General features: G+C 75.1%; 17 protein-coding genes. 10 read left to right on the plus strand and 7 right to left on the minus strand.

Features of this window, described 5'->3' with window-relative positions; all coding sequences use genetic code 11:
- Both ACI780_RS16840 and ACI780_RS16845 read right to left on the minus strand, forming a co-directional pair.
- A partial coding sequence (locus ACI780_RS16840; RefSeq protein WP_457004352.1) for an MFS transporter occupies positions 1-1,265 on the minus strand: 1,265 nt, incomplete at its 3' end.
- An 11-nt stretch (positions 1,266-1,276) separates the two neighbouring features.
- Positions 1,277-3,454: an alpha-galactosidase gene (locus tag ACI780_RS16845; protein WP_457004354.1), complete on the minus strand. Its 2,178-nt coding sequence runs from the start codon at positions 3,452-3,454 to the stop codon at positions 1,277-1,279.
- Between the two features lie 200 nt (positions 3,455-3,654).
- Here ACI780_RS16845 and ACI780_RS16850 point away from each other — a divergent pair, with 200 nt between their 5' ends.
- From ACI780_RS16850 to ACI780_RS16875, 6 genes are all read left to right on the plus strand, one after another.
- A complete protein-coding gene (locus ACI780_RS16850) occupies positions 3,655-5,220 on the plus strand; it encodes a SpoIIE family protein phosphatase (RefSeq protein ID WP_456871819.1) in 1,566 nt (521 codons plus the stop codon).
- A 49-nt stretch (positions 5,221-5,269) separates the two neighbouring features.
- Positions 5,270-6,091 carry a class I SAM-dependent methyltransferase gene (locus tag ACI780_RS16855; protein ID WP_456871808.1) on the plus strand — a complete coding sequence of 274 codons (822 nt, stop codon included), beginning with the start codon at positions 5,270-5,272 and terminating at the stop codon, positions 6,089-6,091.
- Between the two features lie 113 nt (positions 6,092-6,204).
- The gene (locus ACI780_RS16860; protein WP_457004356.1) at positions 6,205-6,690 is read left to right on the plus strand and encodes a hypothetical protein; all 486 of its coding nucleotides are present in this window, start codon (positions 6,205-6,207) and stop codon (positions 6,688-6,690) included.
- 120 nt (positions 6,691-6,810) lie between these two features.
- Positions 6,811-7,437 (plus strand): antibiotic biosynthesis monooxygenase, encoded by a 627-nt coding sequence (locus ACI780_RS16865; protein WP_456871810.1) that lies wholly within the window; start codon positions 6,811-6,813, stop codon positions 7,435-7,437.
- 81 nt (positions 7,438-7,518) lie between these two features.
- Entirely contained in the window at positions 7,519-8,247 is a 729-nt protein-coding gene (locus tag ACI780_RS16870) for an enoyl-CoA hydratase/isomerase family protein (RefSeq protein WP_457004358.1), read from the plus strand.
- Positions 8,248-8,285: 38 nt separating this feature from the next.
- Positions 8,286-9,101 (plus strand): alpha/beta hydrolase, encoded by an 816-nt coding sequence (locus tag ACI780_RS16875; protein ID WP_456871812.1) that lies wholly within the window; start codon positions 8,286-8,288, stop codon positions 9,099-9,101.
- Positions 9,102-9,139: 38 nt separating this feature from the next.
- On the opposite strand, the gene arfA is transcribed toward ACI780_RS16875, so the two are convergent.
- The 4 genes from arfA to ACI780_RS16895 are packed head-to-tail and all read right to left on the minus strand — an operon-like array spanning position 9,140 to position 15,321.
- Positions 9,140-10,642 carry an arabinosylfuranosidase ArfA gene (arfA, locus tag ACI780_RS16880; protein WP_457004361.1) on the minus strand — a complete coding sequence of 501 codons (1,503 nt, stop codon included), beginning with the start codon at positions 10,640-10,642 and terminating at the stop codon, positions 9,140-9,142.
- Complete coding sequence (locus ACI780_RS16885; protein ID WP_457004363.1) at positions 10,642-11,628, minus strand: acetylxylan esterase; 987 nt, start codon at positions 11,626-11,628, stop codon at positions 10,642-10,644. The genes arfA and ACI780_RS16885 overlap by 1 nt, the downstream gene beginning before the upstream one ends.
- On the minus strand, positions 11,628-13,991 hold the full coding sequence (locus ACI780_RS16890; protein WP_457004365.1) for a beta-xylosidase/alpha-l-arabinosidase: 2,364 nt from the start codon (positions 13,989-13,991) through the stop codon (positions 11,628-11,630). Before ACI780_RS16890 ends, ACI780_RS16885 begins: the two co-directional genes overlap by 1 nt.
- Positions 13,992-14,049: 58 nt before the next feature.
- Positions 14,050-15,321, minus strand: a complete 1,272-nt coding sequence (locus ACI780_RS16895; protein WP_457004367.1) for an endo-1,4-beta-xylanase — start codon at positions 15,319-15,321, stop codon at positions 14,050-14,052.
- A gap of 135 nt (positions 15,322-15,456) precedes the next feature.
- Between ACI780_RS16895 and ACI780_RS16900 the strand changes: the two genes are divergently transcribed.
- The 4 genes from ACI780_RS16900 (at position 15,457) to ACI780_RS16915 (ending at position 19,830) form a co-directional block, all read left to right on the plus strand.
- The gene (locus ACI780_RS16900; protein WP_457004369.1) at positions 15,457-16,719 is read left to right on the plus strand and encodes an extracellular solute-binding protein; all 1,263 of its coding nucleotides are present in this window, start codon (positions 15,457-15,459) and stop codon (positions 16,717-16,719) included.
- A 7-nt stretch (positions 16,720-16,726) separates the two neighbouring features.
- Positions 16,727-17,725 (plus strand): carbohydrate ABC transporter permease, encoded by a 999-nt coding sequence (locus ACI780_RS16905; RefSeq protein WP_457004371.1) that lies wholly within the window; start codon positions 16,727-16,729, stop codon positions 17,723-17,725.
- A 34-nt stretch (positions 17,726-17,759) separates the two neighbouring features.
- Positions 17,760-18,596, plus strand: coding sequence for a carbohydrate ABC transporter permease (locus tag ACI780_RS16910; protein WP_456872060.1), 837 nt, complete (start codon positions 17,760-17,762; stop codon positions 18,594-18,596).
- A 127-nt stretch (positions 18,597-18,723) separates the two neighbouring features.
- Positions 18,724-19,830, plus strand: coding sequence for a LacI family DNA-binding transcriptional regulator (locus ACI780_RS16915; RefSeq protein WP_457004374.1), 1,107 nt, complete (start codon positions 18,724-18,726; stop codon positions 19,828-19,830).
- Positions 19,831-19,857: 27 nt separating this feature from the next.
- Here the strand turns inward: ACI780_RS16915 and ACI780_RS16920 are convergent, their stop codons facing one another.
- Positions 19,858-20,649 carry a GAF and ANTAR domain-containing protein gene (locus ACI780_RS16920; protein WP_457004376.1) on the minus strand — a complete coding sequence of 264 codons (792 nt, stop codon included), beginning with the start codon at positions 20,647-20,649 and terminating at the stop codon, positions 19,858-19,860.
- Between the last annotated feature and the right edge of the window lie 126 nt (positions 20,650-20,775).

The following is a 20,775-nucleotide window of genomic DNA, read 5'->3' on the forward strand; positions in this document are numbered from 1 at the left end:
CCCACCCGCGCCCCCCCGCCCGCGCCGGGCCCCCCCCCCCCCCCCCCCCGCCGGGGGGGGGGGGGCCCCCCCCCCCCGGCGCCCCCCCCCCCCGCCCCCCCCGCGGCCGGAGCGCGCAGGACGTCGACGCTGAGGACGGCGCCGGCCACCGCGGCGAGCCCGGCGAGGAGGAACGGGACGAGGAAGGCGCCGGTCGCCTCGGCGAGGGCGCCACCGAGCGGGGGCCCGCACAGCTGGGCCAGGCCGAAGGCGAGCGTGCAGCGGCCGAAGGCGCCGGCGAACTCCCGGGGGGTCAGGAAGTCCGACAGGCGGGCGGCGATGACCGCCGGCAGCCCGGACATCGTCAGCCCGAACACCAGGGCCGACGCCGAGGCCAGGGGCTCGCGGCCCAGCGGGACGAGCAGGATGGCGCCGGCCATCGCCAGGTAGCCGCCGACGAGCGTGGCGCCGCGCCCCCAGCGGTCCGACAGCGGCCCGAGCACCACCCCGCCGGCGACCAGCCCGACGCCGACCAGGGTGTAGACCGCCGACGCGTGGCCGGCCGAGAAGCCGGCGTCGTCCTCCAGCGCGGTCACCAGGTAGCTGGTGTAGACGGAGTAGGCCAGGCCGTAGGCGGCGTAGCCGCCGGTCAGCCCGATCCAGCCGGGGACCCGCCGCAGCGGGGCGGTGCGGACCGGGGCGTCGTCGTCGCGGTGCTGGGCCGGGCGGAGCAGCAGCAGGCACAGGACGAGCGCGACCACCGCGATCGCCGTCTCCACCAGGTAGACCGTCCGCCACGAGGCGTCGCCGCCGCGGGACTGCAGCACCCAGGTCAGGGCGCTGGCGAAGACGATCCCGCCGCCGATGCCCGACCCGGCGACGCCGATGGCCGCGCCGCGGCGCGACGGGCGGACCACCGAGCCCGCGAGCCCGGGGGCCGGCACCCAGATGAACGCGCCGCCCACGCCGGTCAGCGTCAGCCCGGCGGCCAGCCCCCCGACGCCGCCGGCCCGGGTGAGCAGCGCCAGGCCGACGGCGCTGCAGGCCAGCCCGGCCTGGATCATCGCGGCCGGCCGCGCCCGGCGGGACAGCGCGCTGACGGCCACCGTCCCCAGGAGGTAGGCGGTGACGTTGGCCGTTGCGACCAGCCCCGCCACCGCGTAGGAGCCCAGCAGGTCGCGGTTGATCGCCGGCAGCAGCAGCGCGTAGGAGAACCGGCCGAAGGCCTGGGCGACGGCGGAGGCGAGCGCCACGAGCAGGACGAGCCCGCGCGGCCGCACCTGCACGACGGCCGCCCTCAGCCGTCGGCCACGGCGGTGGCCCGGACCAGCAGCAGGTGCTCGGGGTGCACCGGCGGGACCTGCAGCCCGGCGCGGGCGAGGACGCGGCCGGGGAGGACGACGCCGTCCTCGCCGGCGCACCAGGGGGGCAGGCCGGGCCAGGCGCCGCCGGTGTCGACGCCCGGGGGCTGCAGGCGCACGCGGTAGCGGCGGTCGGGGTCCAGGCCGGGCAGCCGGGCCGGGCCCGGCGGCCAGGTGACCGAGCGGCCGACGGCGACCAGCGCGTACAGGGCGTCGCCGCGGTCGGGCGCGACGACGCCGTGCACCTGCACCTGCGGGTCGGGGTGGTCGCCGGTGACGACGGTGCCGCGGTGCAGCAGCGGGCGCAGCCGCTTGTGCAGCGCGATCCAGGCGGCCAGCTCCTCCAGCTCGCCGTCTGGGACGCCCGCGAGGTCCCACTCGACGCCCATGTGCCCCCACAGCGCGGTGCCGGCGCGGAAGGACAGGTCGTGGGTGCGGCCGGTGGTGTGCGAGCGCGGCGGCCCCACGTGCGTGCCGACCAGTTCCGGGGGCAGCAGGAGCTGGGTGTACCGCTGGATGCCCTGGCGCTCGAGCGCGTCGTTGGTGTCCGAGGCCCACACCCGGTCGGTGCGCTGCAGGATGCCCAGGTCGACCCGGCCCCCGCCGGAGGCGCAGGACTCGATCTCCAGGCCCGGGTTGGCCGCCCGCAGCTCGTCGAGCAGCCGGTAGGTCGCCAGCGTCTGGGCGTGCACCCCCGGCTCCCCGCCCGGCGTGTGCCCGGCGTCGACCAGATAGCGGTTGTGGTCCCACTTCAGGTAGACGATGTCGTACTCGTCGAGCAGCGCCTGCAGGTGGCTGCGCACGTGCTCGTAGGCGCCCGCGTGGGCCAGGTCGAGCACGTGCTGGTTGCGGGAGGGGTCGCCGACGCGCCCGCCGGCGCTGAACAGCCACTCCGGGTGCGCGCGGGCCAGCTCGGAGTCGAGGTTGACCATCTCCGGCTCCACCCACAGCCCGAACTCCATGCCGAGCTCGTGCACGCGGTCGACCAGGGGGTGCAGGCCGTCGGGCCAGACGTCGGCCGACACCCGCCAGTCCCCGAGGCCGGAGGTGTCGTCGCGGCGGGAGCCGAACCAGCCGTCGTCGAGGACGAAGCGCTCGATGCCGAGCCGGGCGGCGGTCTCGGCCAGCCCGGTGAGCCGGCCGAGGTCGTGGTCGAAGTACACCGCCTCCCAGGTGTTCAGCGTCACCGGCCGCGGGCGGGCCGGGTGCGTGGGGCGGGCGCGCAGCCAGGTGTGGAACCGGCCGGCGACGGCGTCGAGGCCCCGGCCGTGGGAGGCGAACAGCCACGGGGAGTCGTAGGAGGCCCCGGGCGCCAGCTCCACCTCCCCGGACAGCAGCAGTTCCCCGGCGCCGAGCACGCGCGCCCCGTTGTGCAGCTTCTCCGCGTAGTGCACCTGGTTGCCCGACCAGCCCAGGTGCACCGCCCAGACCTCGCCCTCGGCGGAGGAGAAGCCGGGGGTGCCGGCGCAGAGCAGGTGCACCGCGTCCAGCCCGGTGCGGCCGGTGCGCACCTCCCGGGAGTGCAGCCCGGCGGCGAACGGCGTGCGCTGCGGCACCCGCTCCATCGTGTGCCGGCCGGTGAGGTCCAGCAGCTCGACGGCCTGCGGCGGCACCGGCAGCACCAGGCGCAGCGCGTCGAGCCGGTAGGGCTCCGCGGCGGTGTTCGTCAGCCGCGCCCGGGCCCGCAGCAGGCCCGAGGGGGTGAGCTCGAGCTCGAGGGACACCTCCAGCCCGGCGACCGGGTCGTCGGCGGTGGCCACGAGCCGGGCGGTCCCCGCACCGGGGTCGGTGAGCTCCTGGGACCGCAGCCGCAGGACCGGGGACCAGTCGCGGCCGGCCCGCGACCCCTCCAGCCCCGGCCGGCCGACCCAGCCGCGGGCGTGCTCGGGCAGCGGGGTCAGCCGGACCACCACGTCGGTCGGGTGGTCCCCCACCGACGTCGTCGCGGCCACGTCCAGGGCGGCCAGGTCCTCCTCCCCCAGCTCACCGAGGTCCTCGCCCCAGTGGACGATCGAGGGCAGCAGCCCGCCCACCGTGCCGGTGGCCAGCACCACGCTGACCCCGGCGGCCCGCCAGTGGACCAGCCGGACCTCACCGGCGGACCCGGCCGGCACCGGGTCGGTGGTCCGGCGCTCGGTCGCCGCCTCGGAGGCGGTGGGCGGCGTCGGCGGGGGTGGGGTGCGGGAGGTGTCGGTCAGGGTGTGCTCCGGAGTCCGGGAGGGGCGGCGTGGCCGGTCAGCTGACGGCTCTGCGGGTCACGCCGAGGTGACCCATCGCGATCGCGCCGGAGATCCTGGCAGACTCCCCGGCCGTGATGGACGCGGGCCCTCCATCGGCCGACCTCCTCCGCCGGGCCCGGGGGCTGGACGCGCTCTTCGCCGGGGACGCCGTCGGCATGGCCTCGGGGACCGGCGACCTCATCGAGCAGGCGAACGACGAGCTGCTGCGCATCCTGGGCCTGGAGCGCGCCGCGCTCGACGGCGGGATCGCCTGGCCGGCGATCACCCCGCCCGACCAGGCCGAGCGTGACGCCGGGGCGGTCGACGCGGTGCGCCGCACCGGGTCGACGTTCTTCCAGAAGGAGTTCCGGCGCCCGGACGGCAGCCGCGTGCCCGTGCTCGCGGCGCTGGCCGCGCTGAGCTGGGACCCCTACGAGTGGGTCGCGGTGGTCATCGACCTGAGCCGGGAGGAGCGGCTGCGCCACCTGGCGCAGTCGGAGGCCGCGATCGTCTCCACCCTGCTCCACGACGCCCCGATCGGCTTCGCGCTGATCGACCCCGGGATGCGCTTCCTGCGGATCAACGAGGAGCTGGCCGCGATGAACGGCCCGTCCGTCGCCGAGCACGAGGGCCGGCCGGTGTTCGACGTCGTGCCCGAGCTGCGCGCCGCGGCCGAACCCCTGCTGCGGCGGGTCCTCGACACCGGCGAGCCGCTGCGGGACGTGGAGATCACCGGCAGCACGCCGGCCGACCCGAGCACGACGCGCACCTGGATCGAGTCGTTCTTCCCGGTCCGCACGCCCGGCGGCCCGATCGTCGGGGTGGCGGCCATCGCCCGCGACGTCACCGAGGTCCGCCGTCTGGAGCAGGAGCTGCAGGCCACCCTGGGCCGGCAGCGCCAGGTGCTGCAGGACCTGCAGCGCAGCCTGCTTCCCCCGCTGCCGACCGTCCCGGGCCTGGACCTCGCCGCCCGCTACCTCGGCGCCTCGCAGGAGGTCCGCCTGGGCGGCGACTGGTTCGACGTGTTCCCCGCGCCCGACGGCCGGCTCGTCCTGGCGATCGGCGACGTCGTGGGGCACGGCCCTCCCGCCGTCGGGCTCATGGCCCGCCTGAGCGGGGCCATGCGCGCCCACGTCGGCGACGGCCGCGGCCCCGGCCAGGTGCTCGCGTGCCTCAACGCGCTGCTCATCGGCTCGCTGGCCCCGGCGATGGCGACGGCGTCGGTGCTGCTCCTCGACCTGGCCACCGGCGCGGTGGAGTACGCCGCAGCGGGCCACCCGTACGGGCTGCTGCAGACGCCGGCCGGCTCGGTGACGCTCCTCGACGGCGCCCGGGGACGCGCGCTCGGCGTCACCGCCGACGCGGCCTACCCCGTGGGCAGGACCACCCTCGAGGTCGGCGGGACCCTGCTCCTCTACACCGACGGGCTGGTGGAGCGCCGCGACGCGGACCTCGACCAGGGCGTCGACCGCCTCGTGTCCGTCGTCGCCCGCAGCCGCACGGGCAGCGCGGCCCGGCTCGTGCGCGACGTCATCGAGGGCAGCCACACCGCCGTCGAGCGCGACGACGACGTGTGCGTCCTCGCCGCCGTCCGCACCGGCGTGCCCGCAGGGGCGGGGCCGAACGGCCCTGGCCCCGCGCGTCCGGGAGCGGTGCAGTGAACCCCTGAGCGGTTCCTCGACCTCCCCCGCCGACCCGAGGGGGCTCCCGATGGCCATCGCCCTCCCGGCCTTCCCGCCGCTGGAAGACAGCCTGTACCTGACGCTGTGCTGCCGGGCGCTCGACAACCGCTCGCCGCGCCCGGTCCTCGGCGACGCCGTGGCCGACGAGGTGGTCCGCGCGCTGGACTACGACTACGGGCCGCTGCACATCGACGCCAACCTGGTCAACACCTGCGCGCTGCGCGCCAAGCGGCTCGACGAGGTGGCGTCGGGCTTCCTGGCCCGCCACCCGGAGGCCGTCGGGCTCGACCTCGGCGCCGGGCTGGACAGCCGGGCGTCCCGCATCCGCCCGCCGCCGACCGCCGACTGGTACGACGTCGACCTCCCCGCGGTGGCGGACGCCCGGGAGCGCGTCCTGCCGGACTCCGCGAACCCGCACGGCACCGCCGCGGACGTCAGGGACGAGGCCTGGCTCGACGCCCTCCCCACCGACCGGCCGGCCGTGGTCGTCGCCGACGGCCTGATGGGGTTCCTCAGCCGGGAGGAGATGGCCTCCCTGCTCGACCGGCTGGTCGCCCACTTCCCCACGGGGGAGATCGCCTTCAACAGCTACTCCCGCTTCGCGATCTGGGCGACCAAGCACGTCCCCGGCACGAAGGGCGTCGCGGACCTGCTCAGGAACCCCGGCTTCGACGACCCCCGGGAACCCGAGCGCTGGAACCCCCGCCTGCACCTGGTCCGGGAGATCCTGCTCAGCCGCGAGCCCGAGATCGCGCAGTTCCCGCCGTTCTGGCGGCTGTACTACCGGCTGTCGGCGCTGAGCACGTCGTGGTCGCGGAAGGGGACGATCGTCCTGCACTACGCCTTCTAGCCGTACTGCTCGCACGACGTGCTCGCGAGGGTCGGGGCGGCGATGACTCCCGCCCGCCGCGGGGGTCTGCGTACTCGACGCACCGCCCCCGCCCCTCCCGAGAGGACCCCGTCATGACCGAGCCCGAGCGCGCCGAGCAGACCGGCGGACCCCGCGCCCCCGAGCCGCACCCGAGGCTGCGCGACCTCGACGTGCTGGCCGGCACGTGGCGCCTCGAGGGCAGCGACCTCGACGGCGGCGCGCCCTTCACCGGCACGGTGACCCGGCGCTGGCTCGAGGGCGGCCACTTCCTCGTGCAGCAGGTGCGGATCGACGGGGACGAGCGCGACGGCGCCGAGTACATCGGCTACGACCACGCCCAGCAGACGCTGCGCTCGATGTTCTTCAGCAACGAGGGCCCCGGCCCGTACTGCTCCTTCGCGCTCGAGTACGTCTGGGAGGTCGACGGCGACGAGCTCACCGTCTGGCACGGCGCGAAGGACTCCCCCGCGCGCTTCCACGGCACGATCGACCGCGCCGCCGGCACCGTCGACGGCCGGTGGGAGTGGCCCGGCGGCGGCTACCGGGCCACCGAGACCCGCGTCGACGACGGCGGCTGAGCGCGCCCCGGGACGGCGGCCCGCCGCGCGGCGGGCCGTTGTCCGGCACCCGGCGAGGGAGGACCCTCGGGAGAGCGGCGATGCCGCAGGGGCGTCGCCGCCGTCCGAAGGGAGGGTGGCATGTACGCCCGATCCACCACCATCCGCGGCACCCCCGGCTCGATGGACGACGCCATCGCCTACGTTCGGGACGAGGTCTGGCCGGCCGTGCGGGACATGACCGGCTGCGTGGGCCTGTCGATGGTCTGCGACCGCGAGACCGGCCGGTGCATCGCGACGTCGGCCTGGGCCGACCGGCAGGCCATGGAGGCCAGCGCCGAGCGCGTCGCCCCGATGCGCCGGGAACTGATGGACCGCTTCGGGGCGGGCGACGACCTCGAGGTGCGCGAGTGGGAGATCGCCGTCCTCCACCGCGAGCACACCAGCGGGGACGGCGCGTGCGCACGGCTGACCTGGATCCACGGCGACGCCGGCCGGGTGGACGACCTGCTCGACGCCTACCGCACCCGCCTGGCGCCGCGGATCCAGGAGATGCCCGGCTTCTGCAGCCTGAGCATGCTCGTCGACCGGGAGACCGGTGACGCCGTCGGCACGGTGGTCTTCGACGGCCGGGCCGCCCTCGAGCAGTCGCGGGAGCAGGCCCGCACGCTGCGCGAGGAGGGCGTCCGGACCATGGGGGTCGACGTCCTCGACGTGGCCGAGATGGACCTCGTCCTCGCCCACCTCCGGGTACCCGAGACCGTCTGACACCCGGAGCGTCCAGGGGCCGCTCCGGACCGCTCCGGGACGGCCCCGCCGCGGGGCACCGTGCGGGTGGATGATGACGCGGTGCTGGTCACCGAGGAGCACGGCGACGTCGCCGTCCTGCGCATCGAGCACGGCCGGGTCGGCGCCCTCGACGTGGAGCTGCTCGACGCCCTCACCGGGGCGGTCACCGCGTCCGACCGCGCGCTGGTGCTCACCGGCACCGGCTCGTCGTTCTCCGCCGGGGTGGACCTGCGCCGGATCCTCGACGGCGGCCGGCCCTACACCGAGGCGCTGCTGACGGCGCTGTCGCGCACGTTCCGCGCCGTGTTCGACCACCCCCGGCCCACGGTCGCCGCGGTCAACGGGCACGCCGTCGCCGGCGGCTGCGTGCTGGCCCTGACCTGCGACCTGCGGCTGATGTCGGGCGGGCGGATCGGGCTGACCGAGCTGGCCGTCGGCGTCCCCTTCCCGACCGCCGCCCTGGAGATCGCCCGGCACGCGCTCGGCCCCCGCGCCGGCCGGGTGCTGCTCGGGGCGCAGACCGCCGACCGCGAGCGGGCGCTGGCCCTGGGGGTGGTCGACGAGCTCGCCGAGCCCGGCGAGCTGCTGCCGCGGGCGGTCGGGCTGGCCGCCGAACTGGCCGGCCGCTCACCGCGGTCCTACCGGCTGACCAAGGCCGCCCTGCACCGCCCCGCCGACGCGGCGATCGAGGCGACCTCCGGCGACGACGCGGCCGTCGTCGCCGGGTGGACCTCCGACGACACGCGGCAGCGGATCGAGGCCGCCCTGGCGGCCCTGGCGCGGAGGTAGCACCTGGCGACCGCGAGGACCCACCACGAGGAGCGCACGTGCAGCGCCTGAAGCCCGTTCCGCTCGGCGAGCACGAGGCGGCGGACGCCCCGATCGTCTTCCGCCTCCCCTGGGACCCCGACGACCGGCGGAACCTCCGCAACGTCGCCGCCGCCACGCTGACCGCCCACCTCCCGGCCCCGGGCAGGCGCACCGGGACCGGCGTGGTGGTCGCCCCCGGTGGCGGCCTGCACTTCCTCTCCGTCGACAACGAGGGGGCGTGGGTGGCCGAGCGGCTCGCCGAGCGGGGCATCGCCGCCTTCGTGCTCCACTACCGGGTCGTGCCCACCCCGGTCGCCGAGCCGGAGTTCGGGGCCGTGCTGGAGCGGGTGTTCGGCGAGCCGGCGTACGTCGCCGGCGTCTCGCGGGCGCAGCGGGCACCGGCCCTGGCCGACGGCGCTGCGGCGGTGCGCCACGTGCGGGACCACGCCGCCGGCTGGGGCCTGGACCCCGACCGGATCGGCATGCTCGGGTTCTCCGCCGGCGCGTTCGTGTCGCTGGTGACCACCCTCGACGGGACCGCCGCCGAGCGGCCGTCGTTCGTCGCGCCGGTCTACCCGGCGTGGTGGGACGGGATCCCGGTGCCCGAGCCGGCGCCGCCGATGTTCCTCGCCTGGGCCACCGACGACGCGCTCGGCGACACGATCGTCGACAGCTCGCTCCGCCTCTACGACGCCTGGCGGCGCGCCGGCGCCCCGGTCGAGGCCCACGCCTACGCCCGGGGCGGGCACGGCTTCGGCATCACGCCGCAGGGGGCTCCCTCGGACGCCTGGTTCCCCGCGTTCCTGGACTGGCTGACCGCGTCCGGGTTCTGACCGGTCCCGTCCCCTCCGCGTTCGGCCGGCCCCGCGGGTCAGGAGAGGGAGACCGCCGTCCAGGAGACCGGCGGCAGGGTCACGCGGAGCGTGCCCCCGGCCACCTCGGCCCGGGGGGTGGGCCGGAGCCCGACCCGGTCCTGCCGGTCGGTGGTGTTCGCCGCGTACGGGTCCGGGTCGGACAGCGTGAGTGCCTCCGCGACGGTGTCCACGCCCAGCGGCGCGAGGTCGACGGTCACCTCCGCCTCCTCCGTCCGCAAGCGGTTCACGAGGAAGAGCGCGGCGCCTCCGTCGTCGGCCGTGGCGGCGGCGTCGACGACGGGCACCTCCCCGTACGCGGCGGTGTCGTAGGAGGGGCAGTCGACGCCCACCCGGAGAGAGACGCCGCGCGCCAGGCGGGAGGTCGTCGCGAACGGGAAGAACGTCGACTTGCGCCACGCCGGCCCCTGGGGCTCGGCCGCGATCGGGGCGATCACGTTGACGAGCTGCGCCATCGCGGCGCTCGTCACCCGGTCGGCGTGCCGGAGCAGCGACATCAGCAGGCTGCCCACGACGACGCCGTCGGCCACGGTGTAGGGCTCCTCGCTGATCGGCGGCGCGACGGGCCAGTCGTCGATCCGCCTCGCGAGGCCGGCCGGGACCCTCGACAGGTACCAGACGTTCCACTCGTCGAAGGAGACGTCGATCGTCTTCGTGCTCTTGCGGACGGCCTTCACGTGGTCGGCGGTGGCGACGACCGTCTCGATGAAGCGGTCCATGTCCGTCGCCGAGGCGAGGAAGGAGCCGAGGTCGCCGTCCTTCTCCTCGTAGTACGCGTGGCAGGAGATGTGGTCGACGTCGTCGTAGGCGTGGGTGAGGACGACCCGCTCCCACTCGCCGAAGGTCGGCATGCCGGCGCCCGAGGAGCCGCAGGCGACCAGCTCGAGGTCCGGGTCGAACTGCCGCATGGCCTTGGCGGTCCGGGCGGCGAGCTCGCCGTAGTCCGCCGCGGACCGCTGGCCGAGCTGCCAGGGGCCGTCCATCTCGTTGCCGAGGCACCACATCCGCACGTCGAACGGCTGCCGGCGCCCGTTGCGGATCCGCTGCTCGGCGAGCGTCGTCCCGGACGGCAGGTTCGCGTACTCGAGCAGGTCCAGCGCCTCCTGGATCCCGCGGGTGCCGAGGTTGAGGGCGAGCACGAGCTCGGCGCCGACCGACTCCAGCCACGCGGCGAACTCGTGCAGCCCGACCTCGTTGGTCTCGGTGCTGTGCCAGGCCAGGTCCAGGCGGACGGGGCGCTGCTCGCGCGGGCCGACGCCGTCCTCCCACCGGTAGCCGGAGACGAAGTTCCCGCCGGGGTAGCGGACCGCCGTCACCCCCATCTCCCTGACGAGGTCGATGACGTCCCGGCGGAACCCGTCCTCGTCCGCCGTCGGGTGCCCCGGCTCGTGGATGCCGCCGTAGACGCCGCGCCCCATGTGCTCGACGAAGGCGCCGAAGAGCCGGCGGGACACCGGACCCACCGGGCGGGCCCGGTCGACGGTGAGGCGGGCGCGCAGCATCAGACCCCCTCTCCCCCGAGCCGGCGGCGCAACCAGGAGAGCTGGGCACGCTGCTGGTGCGCCTCCCCGCCCTCGTGGTCGTTGAACGGGTAGACCTCGATCTCCTTGGGGCCGCCGTAGGCGTTGTACGCCGCGAACACCGTCGACGGCGGGCAGACCTCGTCCATGAGGGCGACGGAGAACAGGGCCGGCGCCGACGACCGGCGGCCGAGGACCGCGCCGTCGAAGTAGGCGAGCGTCGCGAAGACGCGGTCGACGCGGTCGCGGTGCGCCCCGAGGTACCGCACGATCTCGGCGTACGGGTCGCCGGCGGCGGTGCGCGCGGCCCGCGGGAAGTCGCAGAGGAACGGCACGTCGGGCAGGACCGCCCGCACCCCGCCGGCGAGCGCCGAGACGGCCAGCGCGATGCCGCCGCCCTGGCTGATGCCGGTCACCGAGACCCGGTCGCCGTCGACCTCCGGGTGGCCGCGCAGCACCTCGACCGCCCGGACGGCGTCGGTGTAGACGCGCCGGTAGTAGTAGTCCTGCGGGGACAGCACGCCCCGGGTCAGGAACCCGGGCTGGGCGGCCGCGGAGCCGACCGGGTCGCCGGTGTCCCCCCCGGTCCAGCCGCTCCCCTGCCCGCGGGTGTCGACGACGAGCTGCGCGAACCCCGCCGACGCCCAGAGGACGTGCTCGTAGGGCAGGCCCCGCCCGCCGTTGTAGCCCTGGAACTGGACGACCCCGGGAAGGGGAGCGTCCCCGCGCAGGGCGCGCGCGGGCAGGTGCAGCCAGGCCCGCACCTCGGACCCGCCGGCGCCGGCGAAGGACACGTCCCGGGTCTCGACGGTCACCAGGCCGGTGTCGACCGGGGTGCACGACGCGTCCAGCGGGATCTCGGCCGCCTCCTCCAGGGTGGCGTCCCAGAACTCCCACAGGTCGTCCGGCGCCGGGAGCCGCGGGTCGTAGCGCCGGAGCTCCTCCAGCGGGAGGTCGGTCTGCGGCATCAGTCCCCGCTCCGCGAGACGGCGCTCTCGGGGTGCAGCACCCGCTCGAACCCGACCGTGCGGCGGTCGCCGGTCAGCGTGAAGGGCAGCACCTCGCGCACGTCGGCGCTGGAGGCGCCCACCCGCAGCTCCACCTCGCCGGGGTCGACGACCCGGGTGCCGTCGCGCCCGGTGAACGAGGTGAGGTCGGCGTGCAGGGTGAACCGCACGGTGGCCGCGGACCCCGGCGCGAGGTCGACCCGCCGGGCGGCGACGAGGGCCTGCACCGGCCGGACCACCTCGGCGACGGGGTCGTGCAGGTACACCTGGACCACCTCGGTGACCTCGCGCTCGGTGTCGTTGCGGAGGTCGACCTCCAGCTCGGCGGTGCCGTCGGTGTCCCACTCCGGTCCGCCGACCGCGCGGACGCCGGCCCAGGTCGCCGAGCCGTACCCCAGCCCGTGCCCGAAGGGGAACAGCGGGGTCGGGTCGACGGTGCTCACGTCGGTGCGCCGGCCCAGGGGCGCCGCGAGGTAGGTCGCCGGCTGACTGCTCCCCGCGCGCGGGAAGCTCACCGGCAGCCGGCCCGACGGGGACACCCGGCCGCTGAGGACGTCGGCGACCGCCGGCCCGCCCTCCTCGCCGGGGAAGAACCCGCAGACGACCGCGGCGAGCCGGTCGACCTGGCGCGACAGCTCGTAGGGGCGCCCGACGAGCAGGACCAGCACGACCGGCTTCCCCGTCGCCAGCAGCGCCTCGAGCAGCTCCTCCTGGCGGCCGGGCAGCCGGAGGTCCACGGCGTCGCAGCCCTCCCCCGACGTGCCGTTGCCGAACAGGCCGGCCTGATCGCCGAGGACGGCGACGCACACGTCGGCCTCGGCCGCGGTGCGGGCGGCGGCCGCGATGCCCTCGTCGTCGCCGCCCAGCACCGGGCAGCCCTCGGCGACGACGACGTCGTACGCCGCCGGGTCCGCCCGCAGCGCGTCGGCGAGCGTCGGGATGTCGACGCCCACGGGCACCTCGGGGTGGTGCACGCCGACGTGCATCGGGAACGAGTAGCAGCCGAGCACCGCCTGCGCGGTGTCGGCGCGGGGGCCCACCACGGCCAGGCGCAGCCCGGGCCGCAGCGGCAGCGTCCCGTCGTTGGCGAGCAGGACCACCGAGCGGCGGGCGAGCTCCCCCGCGACGGCGCGCGACTCCGCGGAGTCGAGGTCGACCGCGCCGTCGACGACGGCCGGCGAGTCCGGCGACCAGTCGGGGTCGAGCAGGCCCAGCTCGCACTTCTGCAGCAGCACGCGGTGCAGCGCCCGGTCCACCAGGCCCTCGTCCACGGCCCCGGCGCGCACCGCCTCGACCAGCGGCTCGCCGTAGCAGGCCACGGTGGGCAGCTCCACGTCGATGCCCGCCTCGAGGGCACGCGCGGCTGCCTCCCCCGGCGACCCGGCGACGCCGTGCAGGGTCTGCAGGAAGGCGATCGAGAAGTAGTCGGCGACCACGGTGCCGGTGAACCCGTAGGTCTCCCGCAGCAGGGACGTGAGCAGCGCCGGGTCGGCCGCCGAGGGCACGCCGTCGAGGTCGGTGTAGGAGTTCATCACCGACCGGGCACCCGCCCGCAGGGCCATCTCGAACGGCGGGAGCAGCACGTCGGCGATCTCCCGCGGGCCGGCGGAGACCGGCGCGAGGTTGCGCCCGGCCCGGGAGGCGGAGTAGCCGACGAAGTGCTTGAGCGTGGCCACGACGCCGCTGGACTCCAGGCCGCGGACGTAGGCGCTGCCGATGGTGCCCACCAGGTGCGGGTCCTCGCCCATGGTCTCCTCGACCCGTCCCCACCGCAGGTCGCGGGCGACGTCGAGGACGGGGGCGAGCCCCTGGTGGACACCGAGCCGGCGCATGCTCTGCCCGATGAGCGCGCCCATGCGCTCCACGAGGTCCGGGTCGAAGCCGGCCGCCCAGCACAGCGGCGAGGGGAAGGCGGTCGCGGTCCAGGCGGCGAGCCCGGTGAGGCACTCCTCGTGCACCAGCGCCGGGATGCCGTGGCGGCCGGCGGCCACGATCTGCCGCTGGCTCTCCGCGAGGCCCTTGGCCCCCACGAGCGGGTCGACCGGCGCCGTCCCGAACGGCCGGGTCAGCTGCCCGAGCCCGCTGCGGATCAGCTCCTCCCAGTCCACCGGCGCGGCGGCCATCTCGTGCTGGTGCGGGGCGACCTCGCCCGCGGTCGCGTCGATGCCCACCCAGACGCCGTACAGCTGGGCGACCTTCTCCTCCAGCGTCATGCGCCGGACGAGGTCGGCCACCCTGTCCTGGGCGGGGAGGGCGGGGTCGCGCCAGGGCGCCTGCTCGGTGTCGCTGCCGGTGTCGCTGCCGGTGTCGATGTCGGTGGCCATGCTGTTCGGGAGTCCGTCCTGTCTCGTGCGGTGCCGGTGCGGTGGGGAGGTGGGGCGGTCAGGCCAGGGTGACCTCCGCCGGCGGGGCGTCCGGTCGCAGCTGCCACGACGCGCAGCGGTCCCCCGCCGAGACCGAGTAGGTCCCGGCCCACCCGCGCACCGTCACGCGGCCCTCGCCGTCGGTCCGCAGCCGGGTCGGCGGCAGCCACCACTCCCCCTTGACCAGGCCCCGGAGGGCGTCGTAGGCCGGCTTGGGGGTGCCGTCGGCGCGCACCAGTCCCGCGGGGGCACCGAGCCAGGCGCCGCGGTCGGTGATCCCCCAGTAGGTCACGGCCTCGACCGCCGGGTGGGACAGCAGCGTCGAGTAGTGGCGGACGATCTCGTCGGCCTGCCGCTCCTCGCCCTCGGGCGTGGAGGGCCACTCCTCGACCCGGTGGTCGTTGAGGTCCTCGATCTCCGGGGGCATCAGGTCCCCGGACACCAGCGTCGTCTCGGTCCAGTGCAGCGGCAGGCCGTAGCGGGCGAACCGCTCCAGCACCTCCTGCGTCCGCTCCTCGCCCCAGTAGCCCTGGTGCATGTGGCTCTGCAGGCCGATCGCGTCGACCTGCACGCCGGCCTCGAGCACGCCCTCGACCAGGCACTCGTACGCCGTCGACAGGTTGAAGTCGTTGAGGACCAGGGTGGCTGCCGGGTTCGCCGCGCGGGCCTCCTCGAAGGCCAGGCGGATGGTCGGGATGCGCCCGATGCGCCGGCACAGCCGGGTGATCGCGTTCTGCCGGTCCTCGTTCGCGAAGACGGGCATGATCACGACCTCGTTGATGGCGTCCCAGGTGTCCACCAGCCCCGCGAAGGACGTGACCTCGCGCCGGACCCGCGCCCGCACGGTCTCCTCGACGTCGGGGTCGGAGAGCTCCCGCAGCCAGTCCGGGGCGAGCGTGTGCCAGACCAGCGGGTGGCCCTTGACGGACACGCCCCGGTCGCGGAACCACGCGGCCGCGGCCTGCAGACGGCGGGTGTCGGGCCGTCCCTGCACCGGCTCGAAGCCGGCCCAGTAGAACGGCAGGGTCGCGGTGTCGAACAGGTCCAGCCAGAGGTGCTCGAGCCGCTCGGCCGCCTCCGGGTCGGCGCCACCGAAGACGTTCTCGCGCGCCCCGCCGTGCTCGTCGTTGGCCAGCCCCACGAAGTCGAAGCCGATGTTGCCGAAGGCGACGTCGTGGCGGGTCTGCTCGACCACCACGTCGGTGTGCGCACGGGGCGAGCCGTCGGCGGAGCGCACCACCACGGTGCCCTCGGTGCGGCGGACGGCGTCGGGAGATGTGGAGCAGGTCACTAGGAAATCGTTATCGACAACGATTGACAGCGCAAGGGCTGGCTGCGACCTTCGGTGGTGTGTTCCACGCCACCACGGCGTGCGGAAGGACGAAGGGGTTCAGACATGCGGCGTTCGGGGCGAACGGCTCTCTCGGTGCTGTGCAGCAGCGCGGTACTGCTCACGGCCACTGCCTGCGGCGGTGGTGGTGACAGCGCCTCGGGAGGCGACGACAACACGATCACCTGGTGGCACAACTCGAACAACGAGCCCGGCAAGGGCTACTACGAGCAGGTGGCCGCCGACTTCGAGGAGGCCCACCCGGGCGTCGAGGTCGAGGTCGTGGCCATGGCCCACGAGGACATGGTCGACAAGCTCGAGGCGGCGTTCCAGAGCGGTGACGTGCCGGACGTCTACATGGAGCGCGGCGGCGGCGAGCTCGCCGACCACGTGGAGGCCGGCATGGTCCGCGACCTGTCCGAGGACGCGGCCGAGGAGATCGAGAAGATCGGCGGCCAGGTCTCCGGGTGGCAGGTCGAGGACCAGACCTACGCGCTGCCGTTCTCCGTCGGCGTCGTGGGCTTCTGGTACAACACCGAGCTCTTCGCGCAGGCGGGCATCACGGCACCGCCGACCACGATGGAGGAGCTGGCCTCCACCATCGAGACCCTGAAGGGCGCCGGCATCACGCCGGCCTCGCTCGGTGGGGGCGACAAGTGGCCGGCCGCCCACTACTGGTACTACACGGCGGTCCGCTCCTGCTCCGAGGACGTGCTGACCGACGCGGTCACCAGCCTCGACTTCTCCGACCCGTGCTTCGTGCAGGCCGGCGAGGAGCTCCAGACGCTGATCGACACCGAGCCCTTCAACCCCGGCTTCCTGACGACGCCGGCGCAGGAGGGTGCCACGTCGGCCTCCGGCCTGCTCGCCACGGGGCAGGTCGCGATGGAGCTGACCGGCCACTGGGAGCCCGGCGTCATGCAGGGCCTCACCGAGGACGGCCAGGGTCTCGGCGACAAGACCGGCTGGTTCCCGTTCCCGGCGGTCGAGGGCGGCGAGGGTGACCCCGAGGCCCAGCTCGGTGGCGGTGACGCGTGGGCCGTCTCGCAGGAGGCTCCCGACGAGGCGGTCGACCTCGTGAAGTACCTGCTCTCCGACGAGGTGCAGACGGGCTTCGCCGAGAACGACATGGGTCTGCCGACGAACCCCGCCGCGGCGGGCGCCGTCTCCGACCCGGCGCTGGCCCAGCTGCTCGAGGTCCGCGACGCGGCGCCGTACGTGCAGCTCTACTTCGACACCGCCTTCGGGGCGTCGGTCGGCGGTGCGATGAACGACGCGATCGCGCTGATGTTCGCCGGCGAGGCGACGCCGCAGGACATCGTGGACCAGACCCAGCAGGCCGCCGACCAGGAGCAGTGATCCGACCATGACCTCCCAGGGCGCCGTCACGGCGGCGGACCCGGGGGCAGCGGTCACCCGGCGCGCGGACGCGCGCCGGGTGACCGGCCGGACCCCCGGTGGGACCGGCCGCCCCCGTCGCGACAGGGGCCGCAAGCGCCTGGAGATCCTCTTCTTCGTGGCGCCGGCCCTGGCACTGATGGCCGTCTTCGTCGTCTACCCGGTCTTCTCCGCGGCCCGGATGTCGTTCTACCGCTGGAAGGGCTTCGGCCCGATGGTGGACTTCGTCGGCCTGCAGAACTACGCCCGGGTGCTCGCCGACGACGTCTTCACCGACGCGGTGGTGCACAACTTCGTCATCGTCTTCGCGTCGATCCTCGTGCAGCTGCCGCTGGGGCTGGCCCTGGCGCTGCTGCTCAACCGCCGCATCCGCGGGCGGGGGCTGCTGCGGACGATCATCTTCGTCCCCTACGTCCTCGCCGAGGTCATCGCCGGCGTCGTGTGGTTCCAACTGCTGCAGCCGCGGTCGGGACTGCTCGAGTCGATGCTGTCGTCGGTCGGGATCCCGGTCCCCGAGCAGGGCTTCCTCGGCACCCCCGACCTGGCGCTGGCCACCGTGTTCGTCGTCCTCACGTGGAAGTACCTGGGCCTGGCCGTGCTGCTCTTCCTGGCCGGGCTCCAGGGGGTCCCCGACGAGCTCTCCGAGGCCGCCCAGCTCGACGGCGCCTCGTGGTGGCAGACCCAGCGCCGCATCGCGATCCCGCTGCTCGCCCCGACCATCCGGACCTGGGTCTTCCTGTCCATGATCGGCTCGCTGCAGCTGTTCGACATGGTCTGGATCCTGACCGGCGGCGGGCCGGCGAACGCGACGACCACCATGGCGACCTACCTCGTCAGCCAGGGCACGCAGCGCAGCAACTTCGGCATCGCCGGAGCCGCCTCGGTCGTGCTGTTCCTCATCGGGTTCGCGCTGGCCGTCGCCTACCAGTTCCTGGTGCTGCGCCGCGACACCAAGGCGGACGCGTGAACCTGCCCGAGACACACGAGAGGAGGGCCCGGTGATGGCACGACGGGCGACGACGTACGGGCGGGGTGGCCCGCTGGTCTACCTGGTGGCGGCCGGCGTCGTGGCGGTCACGCTCGGGCCGGTGCTCTACGGCGCGCTCGGCGGCTTCCGCAGCAACGAGCAGCTGGCGCGCGACCCGGCTGGGCTCCCCGACCCGTGGGTGCTGGACAACTACCGGGGCGTCGTCACCAACCCCGACTTCTGGCGCTACGCGCTGAACTCGACGGCGGTCGCCCTCATCACCACGGTGGTGGCGGTGCTCGCGGGCGTGATGGCCGCCTACCCGCTGGCGCGCTACCAGTTCCGGTTCCGCGAGCCGCTGTTCCTGGTGTTCGTCCTGGGGCTGCTCTTCCCCGCGGCCGTGGCGATCGTCCCGCTGTTCATCCTCGTGACCCGCGACCTGCAGCTGGGCAACACCTGGTGGGGCATCGCCCTGCCGCAGGCGGCGTTCGCGCTGCCGACGACGGTGGTGATCCTGCGGCCCTTCCTGATGGCGCTGCCGAAGGAGGTCGAGGAGGCGGCCATGCTCGACGGCGCCTCCCGGGTCGGCATCTTCTGGCGGATCGCGCTGCCGCTGTCGATGCCCGGCCTGGTCACGGTCGGCGTCCTGGCCTTCGTCGCCTCCTGGAACGCCTACCTGCTCCCGCTGCTGCTCCTCCAGGGGGACATGCGCACCCTCCCGCTGGGCGTGGCCGACTACTCGACCGAGCACTCGGCCGACACCGCGGGGGTGCTGGCGTTCACGACCATCGCGATGATCCCCGCGCTGATGCTGTTCCTCGCCATGCAGCGGCGCATCGTCAGCGGGCTCCAGGGCGCGGTGAAGGGCTGAGCCGGGCACGCCCACCCGGAGCCGCCGCAGGGACCGGCTCCGGGTGGGCGAGGCCTCCCGCGCCGGTGTCCTGGACAGCGCAGCCCCCTCCTCTGGCAGTGTGACCAGCGGACCGAGAAGAGGACCCATGGATCTCGACGCACCGACCGACGACCGCACCGGCCCGGGCCTCGGAGTGGGGTCGGCCGACGGCACCCCGACCGGGCAGGTCCCCCTGCCGGCCCTCCGCGGCCGGGTGACGATGCAGCAGGTGGCCGCGGAGGCCGGCGTCTCGATCTCCACCGTCTCGAAGGTCATCAACGGCCGGTACGGCATCTCGGCCGACACCGTCGACCACGTGACCCGGGTCATCGACCGGCTCGGCTACGAGGCGAGCCTCGTCGCGCGCAGCCTGCGCAACCGCCGCACCAACGTCGTCGGCGTGCTGGTCATGGACTTCGAGCCGTTCAGCACCGAGGTGCTCAAGGGAGTCGCCGACGCCATCCACGGCTCCGGCTACGAGCTGATCGCCTACTCCGCCGGCGGGCACGTCGAGGCCCCGGTGGGGTGGGAGCGCCGGTCGCTGAGCCGGCTGATGGGGAGCCTCGTCGACGGCGCCGTCCTCGTCACGCCGACCGTGACCGAGGTGCAGGCCGACGGGCCGGTGGTGGCGGTGGACCCGCACACCGGTCCGTCGGGACTGCCCTCGGTCACCGCCGACAACCTGCAGGGCGCGCGGCTCGGCGTGGAGCACCTGATCGGGCTCGGGCACACCCGCATCGGCATGATCACCGGCCGCGCGGACCTGCTGTCCGCCCAGCAGCGGGAGCAGGGCTACCGCGAGGCGCTCGTCGCCGCGGGGCTGCCGGTGGACGAGGCGCTGGTGCGGTCCGGCGGCTTCGAGCCGGAGATCGCGCGCGAGGCGGCCCGCGAGCTGCTCTCCCTCCCGTCGCCGCCGACCGCGGTCTTCGCGGCGAACGACCTCTCGGCGCTGGTGACGCTGGAGGTGGCGGCGGAGCTCGGGCTCGAGGTGCCGGGCCGGCTCTCGGTGGTCGGCTTCGACGACATCCCCGAGTCCGCCCTCGCCGCACCCCCGCTGACCACGGTGCAGCAGCCGATCCGGCGGATGGGCGAGGAGGCCGCCGCCATGCTCCTGGCCCTCATCGCCGGCGAGGACGTGGCCGACCGGCACCGCACCCAGGCCACCTCGCTCGTGGTCCGGTCCTCCACCGCCCCTCCCGGACAGCTCTCCTGACGGGGCACGCACCCGGCCGCACGGTCGTCAGGAGTCGAGGGCCCCGGTCTGCGACAACTGCTCGGCGACCTCGGTGAGCTTCCGGTTGGTGTCCTGGCTGGTCTTCGCCAGCAGCGCGAACGCCACGTCCGCGGTGATCTTGTACCGCTCCATCAGGATGCCCTTGGCCTGACCGATGACGTCGCGGCTGGCCAGGGCGACGGTGATGTTGGTGAGGTCCTGCGCATCGGCCACCGCGATCGCCGCGTGGCTGGCGAACAGCAGCCCCACGCGCTCGGACTCGTCGGTGAACGCCCCGGGGCGGCTCGACAGCAGGTTCAGCGCCCCGAGGTCGCTCTCGTGCACGAACAGCTGGAAGCACAGGATGCTGGCCACGCCCAGCTCCGACGGGGCCCGGCGGCCCAGCTCCGGCCAGCGCGGGTCGGTGGCCAGGTCGTCGACGCGGACGGTGACCTGCTCGTACATGGAGTCCAGGCACGGGCCCTGCCCGACCTGCTGCTGCAGGTCGTCGAAGCGCCGCGCCCGCTCGCCGGTGGCCGCGGCCGACACCACCCGGCGGCGGCCCTGCACCAGGCTGATCGTGGCCTCGTCGGCGCCGGGGATCGTCCCCCTGACCGCGGAGACGATGGTCTCCATGACCGCCGTGGGGTCGGTCTGGTGCTGCATGTCCCGCGCCAGGTCGGCGAGCCGCTGGGACAGGTCCTGGCGGACCGCCTCGCCGGTCGCGTGCGCCGAGGGCCGTCCCCGGCGCTCGGCCGGCGCGACGGGACCCTCGGTCGGCGAGCGCTCGCCGGCCGGTCCAGGACTCCTGCGGTCCATGACGGAACTCTGTCACGGCGCGCGGTCGAGTGGAACGACCGTCGAGTGGCATGACCGTCGCCCGTTCCCCGGGTCACGGGCGCGACAACGGGGGGGGTGGCACGGGAGGATGGAGCGGAGGACCCG

It is taken from the genome of Geodermatophilus sp. SYSU D00814 (assembly GCF_054050055.1).